The organism is Caproiciproducens sp. CPB-2 (genome assembly GCF_036287215.1).
Lineage (GTDB): Bacteria > Bacillota > Clostridia > Oscillospirales > Acutalibacteraceae > Caproiciproducens.
In genome coordinates, this window is the sequence record NZ_CP142860.1 from 1,624,438 (window position 1) to 1,641,466 (window position 17,029).

Consider the following 17,029-nt stretch of genomic DNA (forward strand, 5'->3'; position numbering starts at 1 on the left):
GCGATTTTTTTATGTCATTTTTTTAGCAGCGCAAATAAATCCTTTGGCTGCAAATATATTTCATCAGAATTATTGAACAACGAATAAAATATATCGATAAACAATAAAATAATATTGATAATTAGTAATTGATATGATATAATACAAAGGAAAACACAGGAGGGGGATTCTGCTGTATGTGGAACAACTCAAAATCGTTGACGCTTTCTATTTTCTGTACCAGACTGTTTGCCGTCCTGCTGGCGGTGGGCGTATGCGCCGCGCCCGCGATTGTCAGCTGGTATTTCGGGGATGCTCCGACGATACAGGCGCTGCACCTGCCGTTTCGCGTCACCATCTATCTTTGCGCGGTACCGGGTTTTATCCTGCTTTACTGCCTGAATACCCTGCTGAAAAATATCCGTGTGGGCAGCGTTTTTGTGCTGGAAAACACAAAAATGCTGCGGATTATTTCCTGGAGCTGTATCGCCGCTGGCGTCATCACTTTTGGTTCGGGCTTTTATTATGCCTCGTTTTTTATTGTCGCGGTAGCCTGCGCTTTCTTTGCGCTGATTATCCGTGTCATTAAAAACGTCTTTGAGCAGGCGATTGAGCTGAAAAGCGAAAATGACTTCACGATTTAAAGGATGGAAAAATATGCCCATTATCATTAATTTAGACGTCGTCATGGCGAAGCGGAAAATCACCTCCGGTGATCTTGCGGAAAAGGTAGGAATCACGCCGGCGAATTTATCCATCTTAAAAAACAATAAGGCGAAGGCAATCCGCTTTTCCACTCTGGAAGCTTTGTGCCGTGAGCTGAAGTGCCAGCCCGCGGATATTTTGGAATATACCGATACGGAATAAAGGAGATTACTATGAATATCGCTGAAGAAAACGGGACCGCTTCGGTACCCGTAACCACAGGTGCGCCTGTTTTGCCCTCAACGCTGGGGTACGGCCAAATTCCCGCCGCTAAAAGATCGGAAATCCCGATTCCTTTTACCGGTACGGATACCCTGTTTGCACTGCTGTTTCTGGTGTGCGGTTATCTTTTTGTCTGGCTGATTACGCCGGAATGCTTTGGCTTGGGCGTGACCCTCTTTACCGCTGCGTTTTGTACGTTGGTACTTCTGTACCTGAAAAACCGTGGAAAACCCGTTCCGAAAAACAGCTGGTTCTGGCTGGCTTTGGTGGTTCTGTCGTCCGTCAATTTTTCCCTGTTCACCAATGTCTCTCTGCAGTTTCTCAACTTTCTGTTTTTGATGGGCTGCGCGGTCTATTGGGTCGCGGTACTGACCTCGGGCCGGATGGAAGAAAGGCTGGGTGCCTGTTTTATGCCCGATATGGTGAATCAGCTTTTCAAAATCCCGTTTTTGAATTTCGGCTGCGCTTCCAAAATCATCCGGCGTTCGGCGGTGAAAAACAAGAAAAGCAGGGTCCTTCTGGCTTCACTGGGCGGCGCGCTGGCGGCGCTTCCGGTTCTCTGGATTGTCCTTTCGCTTCTGATGCAGGCGGACGGGGCATTTCAGGCTTTGGTGAAGCAGTTTTACGCCGACGTGGGAACCCATATCGTCAATTTTCTGTTCCGGCTTCTTCCGGCCTTTCTGACGGGAAGCTATCTGTTCGGCCTGCTGTACGGCAATATCCAGAAAAGGCGGGCCGACTCAATTACGGCTGAGAAAGCCGCTAAATTTTCCGAAAAGTGCAGAGTCGTTCCCACGGCCGCCGCTGTAACGGGAATCGTGCTCCTGTGCATTCTGTACCTGATTTTCTTCGGGGCGCAGACAGCCTCCCTGTTCAGCGCCTTTTCGGGGCAGGGGCAGAACGGGCTGACGCTTGCGGAATTTGCCCGGCGGGGGTTCTTTGAGCTCTGCAAAGTCGCGACGATCAACTTTGCCGTGATCACTTTTTCCTCCGTACTGATCCGGAGGGAGGAAGGGGAATTCCGCCTGATGAGGGCCATTCATATTTTCCTTTCAACGGAGACCCTTCTGCTGATTGCTTCCGCCCTCAGCAAGATGATTCTGTATATCGCCCGCTACGGGCTGACCCCGAAACGGGTATATACCAGTTGGTTCATGGCGGTTCTGGCGGTGATTTTTGTCCTTATTATCGTCTCCCGGTTTAAAAAGATCAATCTGGCTCGCAGCATCGTACTGACCTGCGCCGTCAGCTTTCTGATCCTCTGCTACGCAAATATCGACGGAAGGATTGTCAGGTATAATATCGGCCGGTACCAAAGCGGGACGCTGGAAACGGTCGACGTAGGTATCATGTACGGCGCTCCGGATGCTGCAAAGCCCTATGCGCTGGAACTGTACCGGAATACAAAGGATGCTTCCTTAAAAAAGGATCTGGAAAATTTTCTGCGGGATCAGAATCCGCAGAAAATCGAATTTCAGCAGATGAATCTGCAGAAATGGACGGCTCTCCGCCTTCCAATGGAATAAAAAGAGAAATCGGCTCCGCGGGAAATCCTCCCGCGGAGTTATTTTTTTGGTTCTAACACGGCCAAGTTGTCCATATCTATGTTATTGAAAGAGAGGACAAGGGATATGGATAACTACAGCGACCCAAGATTTGACTCGGCGGCAAAAGCAATCTGCGGCAGAATCGCAGGCCATTTCTCGCTTTTGCCCGGAGACATTAAAAAACAGGCGCAGGAGATCAGGCTCCGCGTCAATAAACCAATTTCCATCTGCTGTACGGGCGGAATCTACTTTTTGAATCAAACCGGAAGACTGACGTGCTATCCGGGCAGGGATGCCATGATTTCCACCAGGGAAGATATTGAGGAATGCTTCCGGAATATCTGCAGCTATTCGATTTACAGCCATCAGAATGAGATCAAAAACGGGTTTGTCACGCTGGCCGGGGGGCACCGGGTCGGCATCAGCGGAACCGCAGTGTTCCAGAACGGTGAAATTACCGGTATCCGGGATATTTCCTCCATCAACATCCGCGTTTCCCGGGAGATTCCCGGATCGGCTGCCGAAATTTTTCATTCCCTGAAAAAGGAGATTCATTCCGGCCTGCTCATTGCCGGCCCGCCCGCAAGCGGAAAAACCACCCTCCTGCGCGACATTGCCCGCCAGCTGTCCAGCGGCACCTGCGGGGATATCCGGAAGGTGGTCGTGGTCGACGAACGCGGGGAACTGGCCGGTATCTGTCTGGGGATACCGCAGAACGACCTTGGCTTCTGCTGCGACGTGCTGGACGGGTACCCCAAGGCGGAAGGAATCATGCAGGCCGTCCGCTGTCTTTCTCCGGAATTCATAATCTGTGACGAGCTTGGCGGAAACGACGAGGTTGCCGCGGTGGAGCAGAGCCTGAACGCGGGCGTCAGCATGATTTCCTCCATTCACGCGGGCAGCATTGAGGAATTCCTGATGAAAAAACAGGCGGTGCGCCTCTTGAAAACAGGGGCCTTCGGCTGTGTGGCCATGCTGAACGGGCACAGGGAACCGGGAAAAATACAAGGAATTTACAAGGCTGGTGATTTGCTTGCTAAAATTGACGGGCGCTTTGATTCTGATAGCCGCAGGGGCGCTTGCGGGGTATATGGAGTCGCATAGGCTTGCCGTGCGGGTGGAGCAGCTCGAACGGTTTCTGCGTTTTGTTTCCTCCGCACAGACGGAAATCCGCTTTTCCGCGCTGCCGGTAGAGCAGATCGTGCAGAGGCACGGCAGCGATTTGGAGTTTCTGCGGCAGTGCGGGGACTCTTTTCAAAAGAGCGGAGACTTCCAGTCCGCGTGGCAGGCCGGGGTCAAAGGCTGTGCGAAAAGCGGCGGGTTTAACGATAAAGATGTGGAATTGCTGAAAGGCTTTGGGAGCGGCTTCGGCGTAAGCGATACCGATGGGCAGCTTTCGCACTGCGCTCTCTATTATGAGCTCACAGCCCAGAACCTGAAAGAGGCAAGGGGCGAAAAGGAACGAAAATCAAGGCTGTATCAAATGTTTGGCGTGTTTTCCGGAATGGCGGCGGCACTCCTGCTATGTTAAGGATGGAGGAATCAAAAAATGGATGTGGATTTGATTTTTAAAATTGCTGCGATCGGCATCATCGTTGCGGTGCTGAACCAGCTGCTGATTCGTTCGGGCAGGGAAGACCAGGCAATGATGACGACTATTGCCGGTCTGATCGTAGTGCTCATGATGATTATCCAGCAAATAGACGCTCTGTTTAAGTCTATTAAATCCATATTCGGTTTGTAAGCCATGAATATGATTGCCGTTGCGGGAATTGCAGTGATCGCGGCGATTCTTGCGGTTATGCTGAGGCGGTATCATCAGGAATATTCCGTCGTCGTCAGTATCTGCGCCGGTGCTCTCATCCTGTTTGCGATACTGGAGAATATTGCCCCCGCGGTTCAGCAGATCAATACCCTGCTTTCCTCGGCAGGACTTTCCGCGGAGTACGCCGCAATTCTTTTCAAATCCCTTGGAATCTGCTTTCTGGCGCAGTTCGCCGCCGATTCCTGCCGGGATGCGGGGGAAAGCGCGCTGGCTTCGAAAGTGGAGCTCGCCGGAAAAATCGCGATTGTGGTGTTGTCGCTGCCGCTCTTTGAAAAGATCGCAAGCACGGCGGTAGGATTGATTGGTGGATAAGGATGAAAAAAATTGTATGCTTAGCCGTTCTGCTGCTCCTGATGACGGCGTTTTCCCTGCCGGTGCACGCCGCGTCGAAACAGGACGATTATTACTCCCGCCAGCTTCAGGAAAGCGGGGCGGCGGACCTTGCGGACAAACTGCCCAATGACACCAGAAAAGCGCTGGAAGAGATGGGAATTGAGGATACCAACTGGGAAGGCATTCCCTCCATCACGCCGAAAAGCCTGTTTGACCAGATCCTTTCCGTGGTAGCGGGCAAAACGGGGGAGCCGTTCCGGGCGGCGGTTTCGGTAATCGCGGTCATGCTTCTGTGCGCGCTTTTGAACGGGATGAAGCTTTCCTTCGGGGAAAAGTCGCTGGGCGGAGTCATCGGCATGGTTTCCACGCTCTGTATCTGTGTGATCGTTGTGAATCCGATTGTGTCGTGTATTTCCAGCGCGGCAGCGGTGATCAAAACGGCCGCCGGGTTTCTGCTGGCCTGTGTTCCGGTCCTGGCGGGAATCATGATCGTGGCCGGACAACCTGCTACGGCCGGTTCCTACAATCTGTTGATGATGGCGGCGGGAAATGTGATTTCTCTACTGTCTTCCAATATTCTGGTTCCGATGATGAATATCTTTCTGGCGCTTTCCATTGTGTCTGCGATTTCCCCGAATATCAACCTGAACGGGCTGTGTGCAGCTTTCAGCAAGGCAGTGAAATGGATTATGGGGTTCTGTATGACCATCTTTACCGGACTGCTGACCATGCACGGCATTGTCGCAACCGCGCTGGACACGACGGGGACCCGCGCGGCAAGGTTTGTCGTCAGCAGTTTCGTACCCGTGGTGGGCAACGCGCTGGGGGAGGCGCTCCATACCATCAACGGGTGCGTCAAAATGCTGAAATCCGGTGTCAGTGCGTTCGGATTGCTTGCGGGGCTTTTTGTTTTCCTGCCGATTCTTATTCAGTGCCTTGTCTGGCTGCTGACCCTTCAGGTCTGCATCGGGATCGGCGATATCTTTGAACTGAAGGAAATCAGCTCGCTGCTGAAGGCTTCGGGAGACGTGATCGAAACGCTGATCAGTATTATTCTGTGCTGTATGATGATCCTGATGGTTTCCACCGTGATTCTGCTGATTATCGGAGGTGGGTCATGAACGCGGTCAGGGAATGGTCGGCTGCAATCTGCATGGCGGCCCTTGTCGCCGCAATGCTGCAGGGGCTTGTTCCAAGCGGCTCCATGGAAAGGATGGTCAAATTTGTCATCGGCGCTTTTGTGATCTGCGCGCTGATCGTTCCGCTCGCAAAAATCGTGCCGGAAATCTCCATGAGCATTCAGACGGATTCAGACAGCCCGGTCAATTCACAGCTTGAAAAAACGGTGGAAAAGCAGTATTCCGCCGCCGCGCAGGAGAGTATTACGAACTTGGTCGTATCGGAGTTGAACAATATCGATATTAAATGCAAAAATGTTAATGTGATTATGGATACAAACGAAGATGGCAGCATATCAATTAACAAGGTGGTTGTCATTCTGGCAAAAGGATATGGCAAGGACAGAGAAAAGGCTTCGGCTCATCTGGAAAAAACGTTAGGACTGAAAATGGAGGTATCTTCCGATGAAAGCTAAGGATAGCGGCTTTGAGGAGGAAAAGAAGACGGTTTTCTCTAAGCTGGTGGAAAACGATTTTTACCGCAAGCTCATTATTATCGGCGGTTTGATCGGAATCGCCCTGATTTTCCTCTCGGGCTATCTGAACCATGACCGCACCGATACGAAAGACGTGTCGTCCCAGTCCGTGGTTACGGCCGAGCAGTACGCCAAAGAGTTGGAAACCAGCCTGACGGATATTGTGAACCGGATACAGGGGGCAGGGGAGGCCAAGGTCCTGGTAACGCTTGAACGGAGTAAGCAGTATGTGTACGCTACCGAGGAAAAAAGAAGCAATCAGACCACCGAGGACAAATCCGACGGTTCTACCACCAAAAACGAGGCGAATGACAACACGGAGACCACTTACATACTTGTCAAGGATGCCGACGGCGCCCAGAAAGCGCTTGCGGTAACTGAGGTTCAGCCGATCATAAAGGGTGTTGTCGTTGTCTGTGACGGCGGCGACAATCCGGCCGTACAGCAGGATATTATTTCAGCTGTGACAACAGCGCTGGATATTACTTCTGTGCGGGTATGCGTTATAAAAGCAAAATAATTTTAAACGGGGGGAATTTATTCTATGACTATGGGAAAGCGTCAGCTTGTTCTTGCGGCTTTGATTGTGGCGCTCGGTGCGGCGGTGTATTTAAACTGGCAGTTCTCGGGCGACAATCAATTGCTCGCCACCAACGCGGTTACCTCAACGGTGGATCATGAATTCGGGGAAGCCCAGCTTGCGGATGCTCCGGTATCCGGGTCGTCCAAGACGACTTCCGGCTCATCATCATCCGTACAGGCGAACGCGCCTGCGGCCAGCTATTTCAGTGAGGCGCGCCTGTCGCGCCAGAAAGCCAGAGACACGGCGGTTGAGCTTCTGGAAAAGGTTCTGACCGACGCGAAGTCCAACGATGCGGCGAAAAAGGATGCGGTCGCACAGGCGGCCGTTATCGCGCAGAATACTCTGAAGGAGAACAATGCCGAAAGCCTGATCAAGGCAAAGGGCTTTTCGGACTGCGTGGTCTTTCTCCAGAACTCGGAGTGCAATGTTGTGGTGAAAACGAACGATTCTTCACAGAACAACGCGATTGTCATCAAAGACATTGTTTCCGGCCAGTCGGGCGTCTCGTATGACAAGATTAAAATCGTCGAAGTAAAATAGCGTCCCCGGATTTTACAACCTGATTGCCGCACATAGAATTTTCAATTCCTTTCTGTTTATGCTGATTTTCTATAAACAACAGGAGAAACCGAAAGTTATTTCTGCTGATTATTGAGAAATTACAGCATTTCCAGTTGATTCTGCAACAAGGTTGCGTTCCTTCCCCGCCGAAGGCGGGGAAGGAACGCGTTTTATCTTGCAAGCTGAAATGGAATTGCTGTAGTATCAGATAAAATATTTGATTCTGAAAAAGATTGTGGTATAATGTACCCGTGGATGTTTGAAAATATAATCAGCGGTTAAAACCCTCCACAGTTCAGTGGAGGGTTCTTTTCATATACGGAAGAAAGACGGCTGAAAAGACGGAGGAAGAAAATGAAAAGACACGAGGCGAGGGAACAGGCGTTTGCCTTGATTTTTGAAAGAAGTATCAACCACGATCCAACGGAACAGATTATTGACGCGGCCGGCCTGTCCAGAGATATTATCGTCGATGATTTTGCCGAAAGAGTCGCCGTCGGCGTGGAAGAAAACGAAGATGCCCTCAACGCCCGGATCGAAAAAAATATTCGCGGCTGGAAAATGAACCGCCTTTCCAAGGTGGCTCTGGCTCTGATGAAGCTCTCCATCTACGAAATGATGTTTGAGAAGGACATTCCCGTGAGTGTTTCCATCAACGAGGCGGTCGACCTTGCGAAAAAATACGGCGGCGCGGACGACGCTCCGTTTGTCAACGGCGTGCTGGGTTCGGTGGCAAAAGAGCTTGGTGAGAAGGAATCCCATGAGAGAGCCGATTGACGCGCTTGGCATCGACACCAGCAATTACACAACCTCCGCTGCTCTTTTTCAGGGCGGGACGATTTCTCAGCAGAAAATGCTTCTGCCCGTAAAGCAGGGAGAGCTCGGACTCCGGCAGAGCGACGCCGTGTTCCACCATGTGCAGCAGCTGCCGCAGGTGCTGGAAGCGCTGATTCGGAAAAAGCTTTCCGTCGGCGCGGTAGGGGTGTCGGACAGACCGCGCGATCTGGAAGGCTCTTACATGCCCTGCTTTACGGTCGGGCTCGGTACCGCAAAGGCCGTTGCGCTTTCGCTGGGGGTACCGCTGTATCCGTTTTCCCATCAGGCGGGGCACATTGCCGCCGCGCTGTATTCCGCCGGCAAACTGAACCTGCTTCACGAAAAATTCATTGCGTTCCATGTTTCCGGCGGTACGACGGAGGCGGTCCTTGTCACGCCGGACGAACGGACGATCTTCCGCACGCGGATCATCGCGCAGTCTCTGGATTTAAAAGGCGGACAGGCTGTGGACAGGGTGGGGGCCATGCTCGGCCTGCCGTTTCCTTCGGGGAAAGCGCTGGAGCAGCTGGCTCTGCAGGCGAATAAAACCTATTGTATCAGACCGTCGCTCAGGGGGGCGGACTGTTCCCTTTCCGGCGTGGAAAACCAATGTGCCGGAATGCTGAAAGCAGGAGCGCCGAAAGAAGAAGTCGCGGCCTATTGCCTGTGCTCGATCTTGGCGGCGCTGGACGGAATGACCGCCGAACTGCTGAAGCAATACGGCAAGCTTCCCCTGCTGTTTGCGGGCGGGGTCATGTCCAACAGCCTGATCCGGGACGCAATGACGGAAAAATACGGCGCCGCTTTCGCCGCCCCGGAATTTTCAGCGGACAACGCGGCGGGAATTGCGGTTTTAACCTCAATAAAGGGGGCATAATGACTTATGGTGGATTTTCCGGTTGTGCTGAGCATAACGCAGCTGAACACTTATATCAAATCCAAATTTGACGGCGACGAAAATCTGGCGCATGTTTTTGTCAGCGGTGAAATTTCCAATTTCACCAATCATTATAAGTCCGGACATTTCTATTTGTCCCTCAAGGATGAAAAATGCGTGATTCGGGCGGTGATGTTTGCCCAGAACGCCCGGCGTATCCGTTTTCTGCCGCAGGACGGCATGAAGGTGATCGTGCGGGGCCGCGTAAGCGTCTATGAGGCGACGGGACAGTATCAGCTTTATATTGACGATATGCAGCCGGATGGTCTCGGCGCGCTGAACCTGGCCTTTGAACAGCTGAAAGCAAAGCTGGAAGCGGAGGGCCTGTTCGCCCCGGAGCGGAAAACACCGCTGCCCGCTTTTCCGGAACGGATCGGTGTGATTACCTCGCCTACCGGTGCGGCAGTACACGATATTACCTCGATTCTCGCGCGGCGGTACCCTTTGGCTGAAATTGTTTTCTGTCCCGTGCTGGTACAGGGAGAGGGCGCGGCGCCGCAGATTGTGGACGCGCTTGCCCGTTTCAACCGTCTTTTGTGTGCTGATGTGATTATTCTCGGGCGCGGCGGCGGTTCGCTGGAAGACCTCTGGCCCTTTAACGAGGAAATGGTGGCGAGGGCCGTAGCCGCCTCCGAAATTCCGGTCATTTCCGCCGTGGGGCATGAAACCGACTTTACGATCTGCGACTTTGTGGCCGACCTTCGCGCGCCGACCCCGTCGGCTGCCGCGGAGCTCGCCGTGCCCGACCGCGCGGAGCTGGAGTATACGGTTCGCTACGACCTGTCGAGGCTAAAGCAAAGCATGCGGAAAAAGCTCGCGGGCCTCAAACAGAATCTGGACGCGCTGACCTCCCACCATTCTTTTAAAGATCCTTTGAATCGGATTGAACTGGAGCGGATTCGTACGGATCAGCTTGCCGTAAGGCTCAATCAATCCATGCGCAGGAAAACGGCGGATGCCCGGTCCGCGCTTTCTTCCGTCAGCGGCAGGCTGAATGCCCTAAGCCCGCTGGCAACGCTTTCCCGGGGATATTCTATTATTTACGGTCAGGACGGACATGTCGTCACCCGTGTTTCCGACGTTAAAACGGGTGAACGGATTTCGGTGCTGTTAAACGAAGGAACGCTGGGCTGTGTAGTGGACAGCATGGAGGAGAAACATGAATAAGAAAATGGGCTTTGAAGAAGCCATGATCAAACTGAGCGAAATCGTCGACCGGCTGGAAAACGGCAATGAGTCGCTGGAAAGCTCTCTGAAGCTGTTTGAGGAAGGTTCCGCGCTGGCCGCCCTGTGCTACGGCAAGCTGGAGGGCGCCGAGCAGAAAATCAGGCAGATCACCGAACTCGAAGAATCCGGCGGTGAAAAAAATGCTTGATCTGCGGGAAAAACACCTGATCGAGAGGATAGACGCCAAACTGGCACAGTACCTTCCCGAAGAAGAAATCATACAGGCCGACCTGATCCACGCCATGCGCTACAGCCTGCTCGGAGAGGGCAAACGAATCCGGCCGATTCTGGTGCTGGAATTCTGCAGGCTCTGCGGCGGGGAGGAAGAAGCTGCGCTGCCTTTTGCCTGTGCGGTCGAAATGATCCACACCTATTCGCTGATCCACGACGACCTGCCTTGCATGGACGACGACGATATGCGCCGCGGACGCCCTTCCAACCACAAGGTGTTCGGCGAGGATATTGCCCTGCTCGCGGGGGACGCGCTGCTGACCATGGCCTTTGAAGCCATGCTCTCCAAGGAAGCCGTGCGGCTTGCCGGGGCCGAAAGGGCCGCAAAGGCCGCGGGATATCTTGCCCGCGCCGCCGGTGCGTACGGCATGGTCGGGGGACAGGTGATTGACCTGATGAGCGAAGGCCGGGCCATTTCGCTGGAAACTCTGAAGAAAATGGATGAAAATAAAACCGGCGCGCTGATTCTGGCGTCCGCGCAGATGGGCTGCGTCCTTGCCGGGGCCGGAGACGAACAGATGCGGGCCGCCGAAAGCTACGCGCGGGCAATCGGCCTGGCGTTTCAGATCGTGGACGACATTCTGGATGTGACGGGGGATACCCGGACGCTGGGGAAACCGGCCGGCAGCGACAGTGAAAACAATAAAAGCACCTATGTTTCCCTGATGGGGCTGGAAAACGCCTCGAAAACCGTCAACGAGCTGACCGCGAAGGCCGTGGAGGCGCTTGGCTGCTTTGGCAAGGAAGCCGAATACCTTACCGAATTTGCAAAAAAACTGGCCGTTCGTAAAAAGTAAGGAATTTTGCCATGTTTATTGACAAAATTGACGGAATATGATAATATTGTTAAGCCGCATATTACGGGCTTTATAAGCGGGAAACCCGCCCGGTGATAGCGAGTTTAGAGAAAAGGCAGGACCTTTCATTCATGTTTGCAGTAATTGAAACAGGCGGCAAGCAGTACAAGGTACAAAATGACGATGTCATTTATATCGAGAAGCTTGCGGCAGAAGAAAATTCCTCCGTCGATTTCAAAGTGGTTGCACTTGACGGCGACGACGGACTCAAAGTGGGTGCTCCTTATGTTGAGGGAGCTACCGTAACCGGTACGGTTCTTAAAAACGGTAAGGGAAAGAAAATCACGGTCTTTACTTACAAGGCGAAAAAAAGCGAGAAGCGTAAGATGGGTCACAGACAGCCCTATACCAAAGTACAGATTACCGCAATTAACGCATAATTGTCATGATTTGTGCAGAATTTTTCACCCGGCCTGACGGCGCTCTTCTGGGATTTTCCCTGAGCGGTCATAACGGGGCAGCGGGCAGGGATATCGTCTGTGCGGCGGTTTCCTCTGCGGCATATATGACAGCCAACACCATTACGGAAGTTGTCAGAGCAAATGCCCAGGTTACTGTTGAAGACGGTTATATGCTCGTCAGAATTTCATCAAATGAGGCGAAAGACTGCCGCGACATTCTCGCGGGTTTCAAACTCCATATGCTGGAGCTTGAAGAACAGTATCCTCAAAATATTCATGTAAGCTATACGGAGGTGTAAGGAAATGCTAAAGATAAATATTCAGTTATTTGCGCATAAAAAAGGAATGGGTTCCACCAAGAACGGCCGTGATTCAGAATCCAAACGTCTTGGTGTGAAGCGTGCGGACGGCCAGTTTGTACTTGCCGGAAACATCCTTGTCAAACAGCGCGGAACCCATATTCATCCGGGTGAGAACGTCGGCATCGGCTCCGACGATTCCCTCTTTGCCCTGGTTGACGGTCATGTAAAGTTTGAGCGTCTTGGCCGTGACCGCAAAAAGGTCAGCGTTTACGCGGTGGAGCAATAAGCCTTTTCAGGTGAATGAAAATCCCGGGCCGTTTTCGCCCGGGATTTTTTGGCTTTTCCGAACAAAACATGATATACTAATCGAAGGCAATATTTCACAGAAATGGCGGTAAGGCTCATGTTTATTGACAGTGCAAAAATTACGATCAAAGCGGGAAACGGCGGCAACGGCAAGGTTTCGTTTCACCGTGAAAAATATGTGGCGTCCGGCGGTCCGGACGGCGGCGACGGCGGCCGGGGCGGAAATATCGTCTTTCAGGTGGACGACAACCTTTCCACGCTGGCGGATTTCCGTTATAAAAGAAAATATGTTGCTCCGAACGGCGAAGACGGCCGGGGAAAACGCTGCTTTGGGAAAAAAGCGGACGACCTGATAATCAGGGTCCCACGGGGAACCCTGTTAAAGGACGCCGCGACCGGCAGGCTGATCGCGGACCTGTCCGCCGACGAGCCGCAGACGATTGCGAAAGGCGGCCGGGGCGGCTGGGGCAACACCCATTTCGCGACCGCGACACGCCAGACTCCGCGCTTTGCGAAAGCGGGGATGCCGGGCGAGTCCATGGAGCTTTTGATGGAGCTAAAGCTTCTGGCGGATGTCGGGTTGGTCGGCTATCCGAATGTGGGAAAATCGACTCTTGTTTCCGTCGTCAGCGAGGCAAAACCCACCATCGCCAATTATCATTTTACGACGATTACCCCCGTGCTCGGCGTTGTCCGCATGGGTGAGGGCAAATCGTTCGTCATTGCCGATATTCCCGGGCTGATCGAGGGCGCGGGGGAAGGCGCGGGGCTGGGGCACCAGTTTCTGCGGCATGTGGAACGCTGCAGGATGCTCGTACACATCGTCGACGTCGCCGGCAGCGAAGGCCGGGACCCGAAACAGGATTTTCAGACCATCAACGCGGAGCTGAAAAAATTCAATCCCGACTTAGCCGAAAGGCCGATGATTGTTGCCGGCAACAAATGCGACCTCGCGACGGACGAGCAGATTGAGGATTTCAAAAATTATGCGGAAAAGCTGGGCTATGAGTTTTTCCCGATTATGGCGGCGATCCGCTATCAGGTCGACCCGCTGCTCAATAAAATTTCAGAGATGCTCAGCAAGCTGCCGCCTGTCAGGCAGTTCGAGCCGGAGCCCGCTCCGCTTGTTTCTGTGGAAGAAATCGGACATAATGACGTGAAGGTGACCAACCAGGACGGCGTGTTTGTGGTGGAGGGCGAGTGGTTGGTGCCCGTCATCAATTCGGTTAATTTTGACGATTATGAATCGCTTCAGTATTTTCAGCGCGTGCTCATCCATTCCGGCGTCATCGACGCGCTGCGTGAGGCGGGTGTTCAGGAAGGCGACACCGTCAGTATCTACGATATTGAATTTGACTTTATGGAGTAATCTCCACTCATGTTTTCCAATCTATCAATGACGAGGAGCGCTTTGCTTGGAACGATTATTTCCCGCAGATTGTAATCCGAAACTGTTAAGCCCGCTGACGCTCGCTTTCGTGGGCGACGGCGTCTTTGAGCTTTTTGTACGCGAACGCCTTGTGTGTCAGGGAAACTGCCCGGTCAAATCCCTTCATAAAAAGTCGGTGGAACAGGTCTGCTGCGGCGCGCAGGCAAAGGCTTCCAAAAGGCTTCTTCCCCTTCTGACGGAAGAGGAGCTGGAGGTCTTCAAACGCGGCCGCAATGCGCACACGAACCATGTCCCAAAAAATGCGGCGGTTGAGGACTATCACGCCGCAACCGCTTTTGAAGCCCTGTTCGGCTATATTTACCTTTCCGGTAACATTGAACGTCTGCGCGAGATTTTTAAGATTGTGTGTGACGATTTAATTTGATTTGGGAGATGCTGTTATGCTTTCCGAAACTCCGAAGGAAAAAGCAATAGGCCTTTTAAAGGATATTCTGTTTTTCGTTGTCGGCAGCCTGATTTACGCGGTCTCCGTCAATGTGTTTACCGCCCCGAACCAGATTGCGCCGGGCGGCGTTACCGGCGCCAGTACGATGATTAACTATCTGTTCAGCTGGCCGATCGGTATGACCGGCCTGCTGCTGAATATTCCTATTTTCATCTGGGCGATTATGGAAATCGGGTACAAGCTCGTCGGCAAAACGATTGTGGCGACGGTATTCGTATCGGTTTCCATTGACCTGGTCGGAAAAATCGTGCCCGCTTATACCGGCGAAAAGATGCTGGCTGCCATTTTTGGCGGAATCATTGAGGGAATCGGGCTTTCTCTCGTATTCATGCGCGGGGGAACCACGGGCGGCACCGACCTTGTGGCCCGTCTGCTCGGCAGAAGGCTGCGCAATCTATCCATGGGAAAGCTGATGCTCTGTGTGGATATGATGGTTGTCGTCGCCTCCGCCTTTGTGTACGGCAATATTGAAAGCGCGCTTTACGCCACGATCACCATTTTCGTTTCCACCCGCCTGATCGACGCGCTCCTCTACGGCACCGACACCGGGACCGGGAAGCTGCTGTTTATCATGTCTGTGAAAAACGACGAAATTGCGCAGGATATTTTGACCGATATGGACCGCGGGGTCACCGTGCTGAAATCGCGCGGCGCGTACAGCGGACGAGAGGGAGAGGTTTTGCTGTGTGCTGTCCGCCGTTACGAGGTCGTCAAGGTGAAGGACATTGTCCGCTCGCACGACCACGACGCGTTTATGATTATCGGCGATGCGGGAGAAATTTCCGGCGAGGGCTTCCGTCAGGTCAAAGCGGAAGATAAGACGCTGAAAGAACTGATTGCGCACGTCAATGCAAAGAAAAATGAAAAATGAAGAACAGGCGGTCTTGTATTTCCATACAGAATCGCCTGTTCCCGCATTGGTGAATCAATCTTTGGCTTGCCGCTTTTCCGTTATTTGCAGTTATCGGAAGATTTGTTTGTAGCCTGTGTTGCATTGTTAGAAGTTTTGTTGCTGTAATGATTGTTGTTGCTGGTGTTCGTGCTGTTGTTTGACGCACGGTTCGTACTGTTGGAAGCACGGTTTGTGCTCTCATTTGTACTGTTGTTGGAAGCGCGGTTCGTTTTTGAAGTCTGATTATCCAAAATTTTCACCCCCTTCACCCGTATTATTAGTATCTTTACGCGAATTATACAGACCAATTCAGGAGTTGACGGATTTGATTGAGCTGCCGCAGAGCTTTAAAAATAAAATGGAATCCATGCTGGGCGGGGAATATCCGGCGTTTTTAAACGACTATCAGAAACCGTATTACCGGGGTATCCGACTGAATACGCTGAAATGCGGCGAAAGAACGCTCAAGGCCTCTCTGCCGTTTTCTTTGGAGCCGACGCCTTTTTCGCCGGTTTCCTATTATATCCCGCAGGATGCGCAAAAGGTCGGCTCCCTGCCCATGCACCATGCAGGTGCGTTTTACTCGCAGGAGCCGTCTGCGGCCAGCGCGGTAACCGCGCTGAACCCCGTGCCCGGGGACAGGGTGCTGGATCTGTGCGCCGCTCCCGGCGGAAAATCGACGCAGATCGCCGCTCTTTTACAGGGAAGCGGGCTGCTCTGGTCCAATGAAATCGTCAGGAGCAGGGCAAATGTGCTGCTTTCCAATCTGGAGCGGACGGGCGTCAGGAACGCCGTGGTTTCTTCCTGCCATCCGGAGGCGCTCTGCAGCGGGCTTGCCGGATATTTCGACAAGGTGCTGGTGGACGCCCCCTGTTCGGGTGAGGGGATGTTCCGGCGCGACGAACAGGCACTGCAGGACTGGAGCCAGGAACATGTGGAAGCCTGCGCCGTCCGTCAGCTCGCCATTCTGCGCAGCGCCGCCCATGCCTTAAAGGAAAACGGCGTGCTGGTCTATTCCACCTGTACGTTTTCCCCGGAAGAGAACGAAGAAGTCGTTTCCGCGTTTTTGAAGGAAAGAGGAGACTTTGCCCTGACCGATTGCGGGGTACCGTTCGGCCGTCCCGCTTTTCTCCCTCAGGCGCGCCGTGTTTTCCCCATGGACGGGGGTGAGGGGCATTTCGTAGCTGTTATGCGCCGGATTTCCGGCAGCAGCGCGTATCCGGCTCCTTATTTGCCGAAGAAGCCCTCCATGATGGAGATGGCGGAGGATTTATACAGACAGGTTTTTAAAATGGAGCTGTCCTCCCCGGTGGAGCAGGTGGGCGAATCCTTCCTGATCCTTCCGCGGGAGCTCCCTTACTTGAAAGGGCTTGGAGTGATCCGCGCGGGCGTATTGCTTGGGGAAGCAAAGAAAAACCGTATGGAACCGGCTCACGCACTGTTCATGTCCGCGAAGCCGCAGGAGCTGAATTCGGTCATCGATCTGCCGCACGATTCGGAACAGATCGCCGCTTTTTTGCGTGGGGAAGAAATGGAGTCGGATCCGCGCTGTCACGGCTTTACCGGCGTTGCGGTTGACGGCGTTCTCACGGGCTTCGGAAAATGCTCCGGCGGCCGCCTGAAAAACCGGTATCCCAAAGGGCTGCGCAATCATTGATGCTTTCTTCCTGACGGGCATATTTCAAAACACTTTAAGATGCTAAAGCTTGAAATTACCCGAAAAGGATGCTATAATAATCGGTAATTAATTTGAAAG

The 17,029-nt window shown here is 52.9% G+C and carries 24 protein-coding genes; 23 read left to right on the forward strand and 1 reads right to left on the reverse strand.

The window, feature by feature from the left end:
* Window positions 1-176 precede the first annotated feature (176 nt).
* From VXK30_RS08010 to VXK30_RS08115, 22 genes are all read left to right on the forward strand, one after another.
* Window positions 177-623 carry a DUF2975 domain-containing protein gene (locus VXK30_RS08010; protein ID WP_275717804.1) on the forward strand — a complete coding sequence of 149 codons (447 nt, stop codon included), beginning with the start codon at window positions 177-179 and terminating at the stop codon, window positions 621-623.
* A gap of 13 nt (window positions 624-636) precedes the next feature.
* Complete coding sequence (locus VXK30_RS08015; RefSeq protein WP_275717805.1) at window positions 637-846, forward strand: helix-turn-helix domain-containing protein; 210 nt, start codon at window positions 637-639, stop codon at window positions 844-846.
* An 11-nt stretch (window positions 847-857) separates the two neighbouring features.
* Window positions 858-2,432 (forward strand): DUF4153 domain-containing protein, encoded by a 1,575-nt coding sequence (locus VXK30_RS08020; protein ID WP_275717806.1) that lies wholly within the window; start codon window positions 858-860, stop codon window positions 2,430-2,432.
* A 105-nt stretch (window positions 2,433-2,537) separates the two neighbouring features.
* A complete protein-coding gene (locus tag VXK30_RS08025) occupies window positions 2,538-3,557 on the forward strand; it encodes a stage III sporulation protein AA (protein ID WP_275717807.1) in 1,020 nt (339 codons plus the stop codon).
* Complete coding sequence (locus tag VXK30_RS08030) at window positions 3,544-3,984, forward strand: stage III sporulation protein AB (protein ID WP_275717808.1); 441 nt, start codon at window positions 3,544-3,546, stop codon at window positions 3,982-3,984. The genes VXK30_RS08025 and VXK30_RS08030 overlap by 14 nt, the downstream gene beginning before the upstream one ends.
* Before the next feature lie 18 nt (window positions 3,985-4,002).
* The gene (spoIIIAC, locus tag VXK30_RS08035; protein ID WP_038323975.1) at window positions 4,003-4,197 is read left to right on the forward strand and encodes a stage III sporulation protein AC; all 195 of its coding nucleotides are present in this window, start codon (window positions 4,003-4,005) and stop codon (window positions 4,195-4,197) included.
* A gap of 3 nt (window positions 4,198-4,200) precedes the next feature.
* Window positions 4,201-4,590 carry a SpoIIIAC/SpoIIIAD family protein gene (locus tag VXK30_RS08040; RefSeq protein WP_275717809.1) on the forward strand — a complete coding sequence of 130 codons (390 nt, stop codon included), beginning with the start codon at window positions 4,201-4,203 and terminating at the stop codon, window positions 4,588-4,590.
* Between the two features lie 2 nt (window positions 4,591-4,592).
* Window positions 4,593-5,732, forward strand: coding sequence for a stage III sporulation protein AE (locus VXK30_RS08045; protein ID WP_275717810.1), 1,140 nt, complete (start codon window positions 4,593-4,595; stop codon window positions 5,730-5,732).
* Entirely contained in the window at window positions 5,729-6,205 is a 477-nt protein-coding gene (locus VXK30_RS08050) for a stage III sporulation protein AF (protein WP_275717811.1), read from the forward strand. Before VXK30_RS08045 ends, VXK30_RS08050 begins: the two co-directional genes overlap by 4 nt.
* The gene (locus VXK30_RS08055) at window positions 6,195-6,785 is read left to right on the forward strand and encodes a stage III sporulation protein AG (RefSeq protein ID WP_275717812.1); all 591 of its coding nucleotides are present in this window, start codon (window positions 6,195-6,197) and stop codon (window positions 6,783-6,785) included. The genes VXK30_RS08050 and VXK30_RS08055 overlap by 11 nt, the downstream gene beginning before the upstream one ends.
* A gap of 24 nt (window positions 6,786-6,809) precedes the next feature.
* On the forward strand, window positions 6,810-7,388 hold the full coding sequence (locus tag VXK30_RS08060; protein WP_275717813.1) for a SpoIIIAH-like family protein: 579 nt from the start codon (window positions 6,810-6,812) through the stop codon (window positions 7,386-7,388).
* A gap of 375 nt (window positions 7,389-7,763) precedes the next feature.
* Entirely contained in the window at window positions 7,764-8,186 is a 423-nt protein-coding gene (gene nusB, locus VXK30_RS08065; protein WP_275717814.1) for a transcription antitermination factor NusB, read from the forward strand.
* Window positions 8,170-9,102: a peptidase M22 gene (locus VXK30_RS08070; RefSeq protein WP_275717815.1), complete on the forward strand. Its 933-nt coding sequence runs from the start codon at window positions 8,170-8,172 to the stop codon at window positions 9,100-9,102. Before nusB ends, VXK30_RS08070 begins: the two co-directional genes overlap by 17 nt.
* Before the next feature lie 6 nt (window positions 9,103-9,108).
* On the forward strand, window positions 9,109-10,329 hold the full coding sequence (xseA, locus tag VXK30_RS08075; protein WP_275717816.1) for an exodeoxyribonuclease VII large subunit: 1,221 nt from the start codon (window positions 9,109-9,111) through the stop codon (window positions 10,327-10,329).
* Entirely contained in the window at window positions 10,322-10,537 is a 216-nt protein-coding gene (locus VXK30_RS08080) for an exodeoxyribonuclease VII small subunit (RefSeq protein ID WP_038323985.1), read from the forward strand. The genes xseA and VXK30_RS08080 overlap by 8 nt, the downstream gene beginning before the upstream one ends.
* Window positions 10,530-11,417 carry a polyprenyl synthetase family protein gene (locus VXK30_RS08085; protein ID WP_275717817.1) on the forward strand — a complete coding sequence of 296 codons (888 nt, stop codon included), beginning with the start codon at window positions 10,530-10,532 and terminating at the stop codon, window positions 11,415-11,417. The genes VXK30_RS08080 and VXK30_RS08085 overlap by 8 nt, the downstream gene beginning before the upstream one ends.
* A gap of 131 nt (window positions 11,418-11,548) precedes the next feature.
* A complete protein-coding gene (gene rplU / locus VXK30_RS08090) occupies window positions 11,549-11,857 on the forward strand; it encodes a 50S ribosomal protein L21 (protein ID WP_038323986.1) in 309 nt (102 codons plus the stop codon).
* Between the two features lie 5 nt (window positions 11,858-11,862).
* The gene (locus VXK30_RS08095) at window positions 11,863-12,177 is read left to right on the forward strand and encodes a ribosomal-processing cysteine protease Prp (protein WP_275717818.1); all 315 of its coding nucleotides are present in this window, start codon (window positions 11,863-11,865) and stop codon (window positions 12,175-12,177) included.
* Window positions 12,178-12,181: 4 nt separating this feature from the next.
* Window positions 12,182-12,466: a 50S ribosomal protein L27 gene (rpmA, locus tag VXK30_RS08100; protein WP_038323988.1), complete on the forward strand. Its 285-nt coding sequence runs from the start codon at window positions 12,182-12,184 to the stop codon at window positions 12,464-12,466.
* 117 nt (window positions 12,467-12,583) lie between these two features.
* The gene (obgE, locus tag VXK30_RS08105) at window positions 12,584-13,855 is read left to right on the forward strand and encodes a GTPase ObgE (protein ID WP_275717819.1); all 1,272 of its coding nucleotides are present in this window, start codon (window positions 12,584-12,586) and stop codon (window positions 13,853-13,855) included.
* A 46-nt stretch (window positions 13,856-13,901) separates the two neighbouring features.
* Window positions 13,902-14,300, forward strand: coding sequence for a Mini-ribonuclease 3 (locus VXK30_RS08110; protein ID WP_275717820.1), 399 nt, complete (start codon window positions 13,902-13,904; stop codon window positions 14,298-14,300).
* A gap of 16 nt (window positions 14,301-14,316) precedes the next feature.
* Window positions 14,317-15,252 (forward strand): YitT family protein, encoded by a 936-nt coding sequence (locus VXK30_RS08115; RefSeq protein WP_275717821.1) that lies wholly within the window; start codon window positions 14,317-14,319, stop codon window positions 15,250-15,252.
* Window positions 15,253-15,332: 80 nt separating this feature from the next.
* Here VXK30_RS08115 and VXK30_RS08120 read toward each other — a convergent pair whose 3' ends face one another.
* Entirely contained in the window at window positions 15,333-15,524 is a 192-nt protein-coding gene (locus VXK30_RS08120; protein WP_052010555.1) for a hypothetical protein, read from the reverse strand.
* Between the two features lie 74 nt (window positions 15,525-15,598).
* Here VXK30_RS08120 and VXK30_RS08125 point away from each other — a divergent pair, with 74 nt between their 5' ends.
* Complete coding sequence (locus VXK30_RS08125; protein ID WP_275717822.1) at window positions 15,599-16,930, forward strand: RsmB/NOP family class I SAM-dependent RNA methyltransferase; 1,332 nt, start codon at window positions 15,599-15,601, stop codon at window positions 16,928-16,930.
* Window positions 16,931-17,029 lie beyond the last annotated feature (99 nt).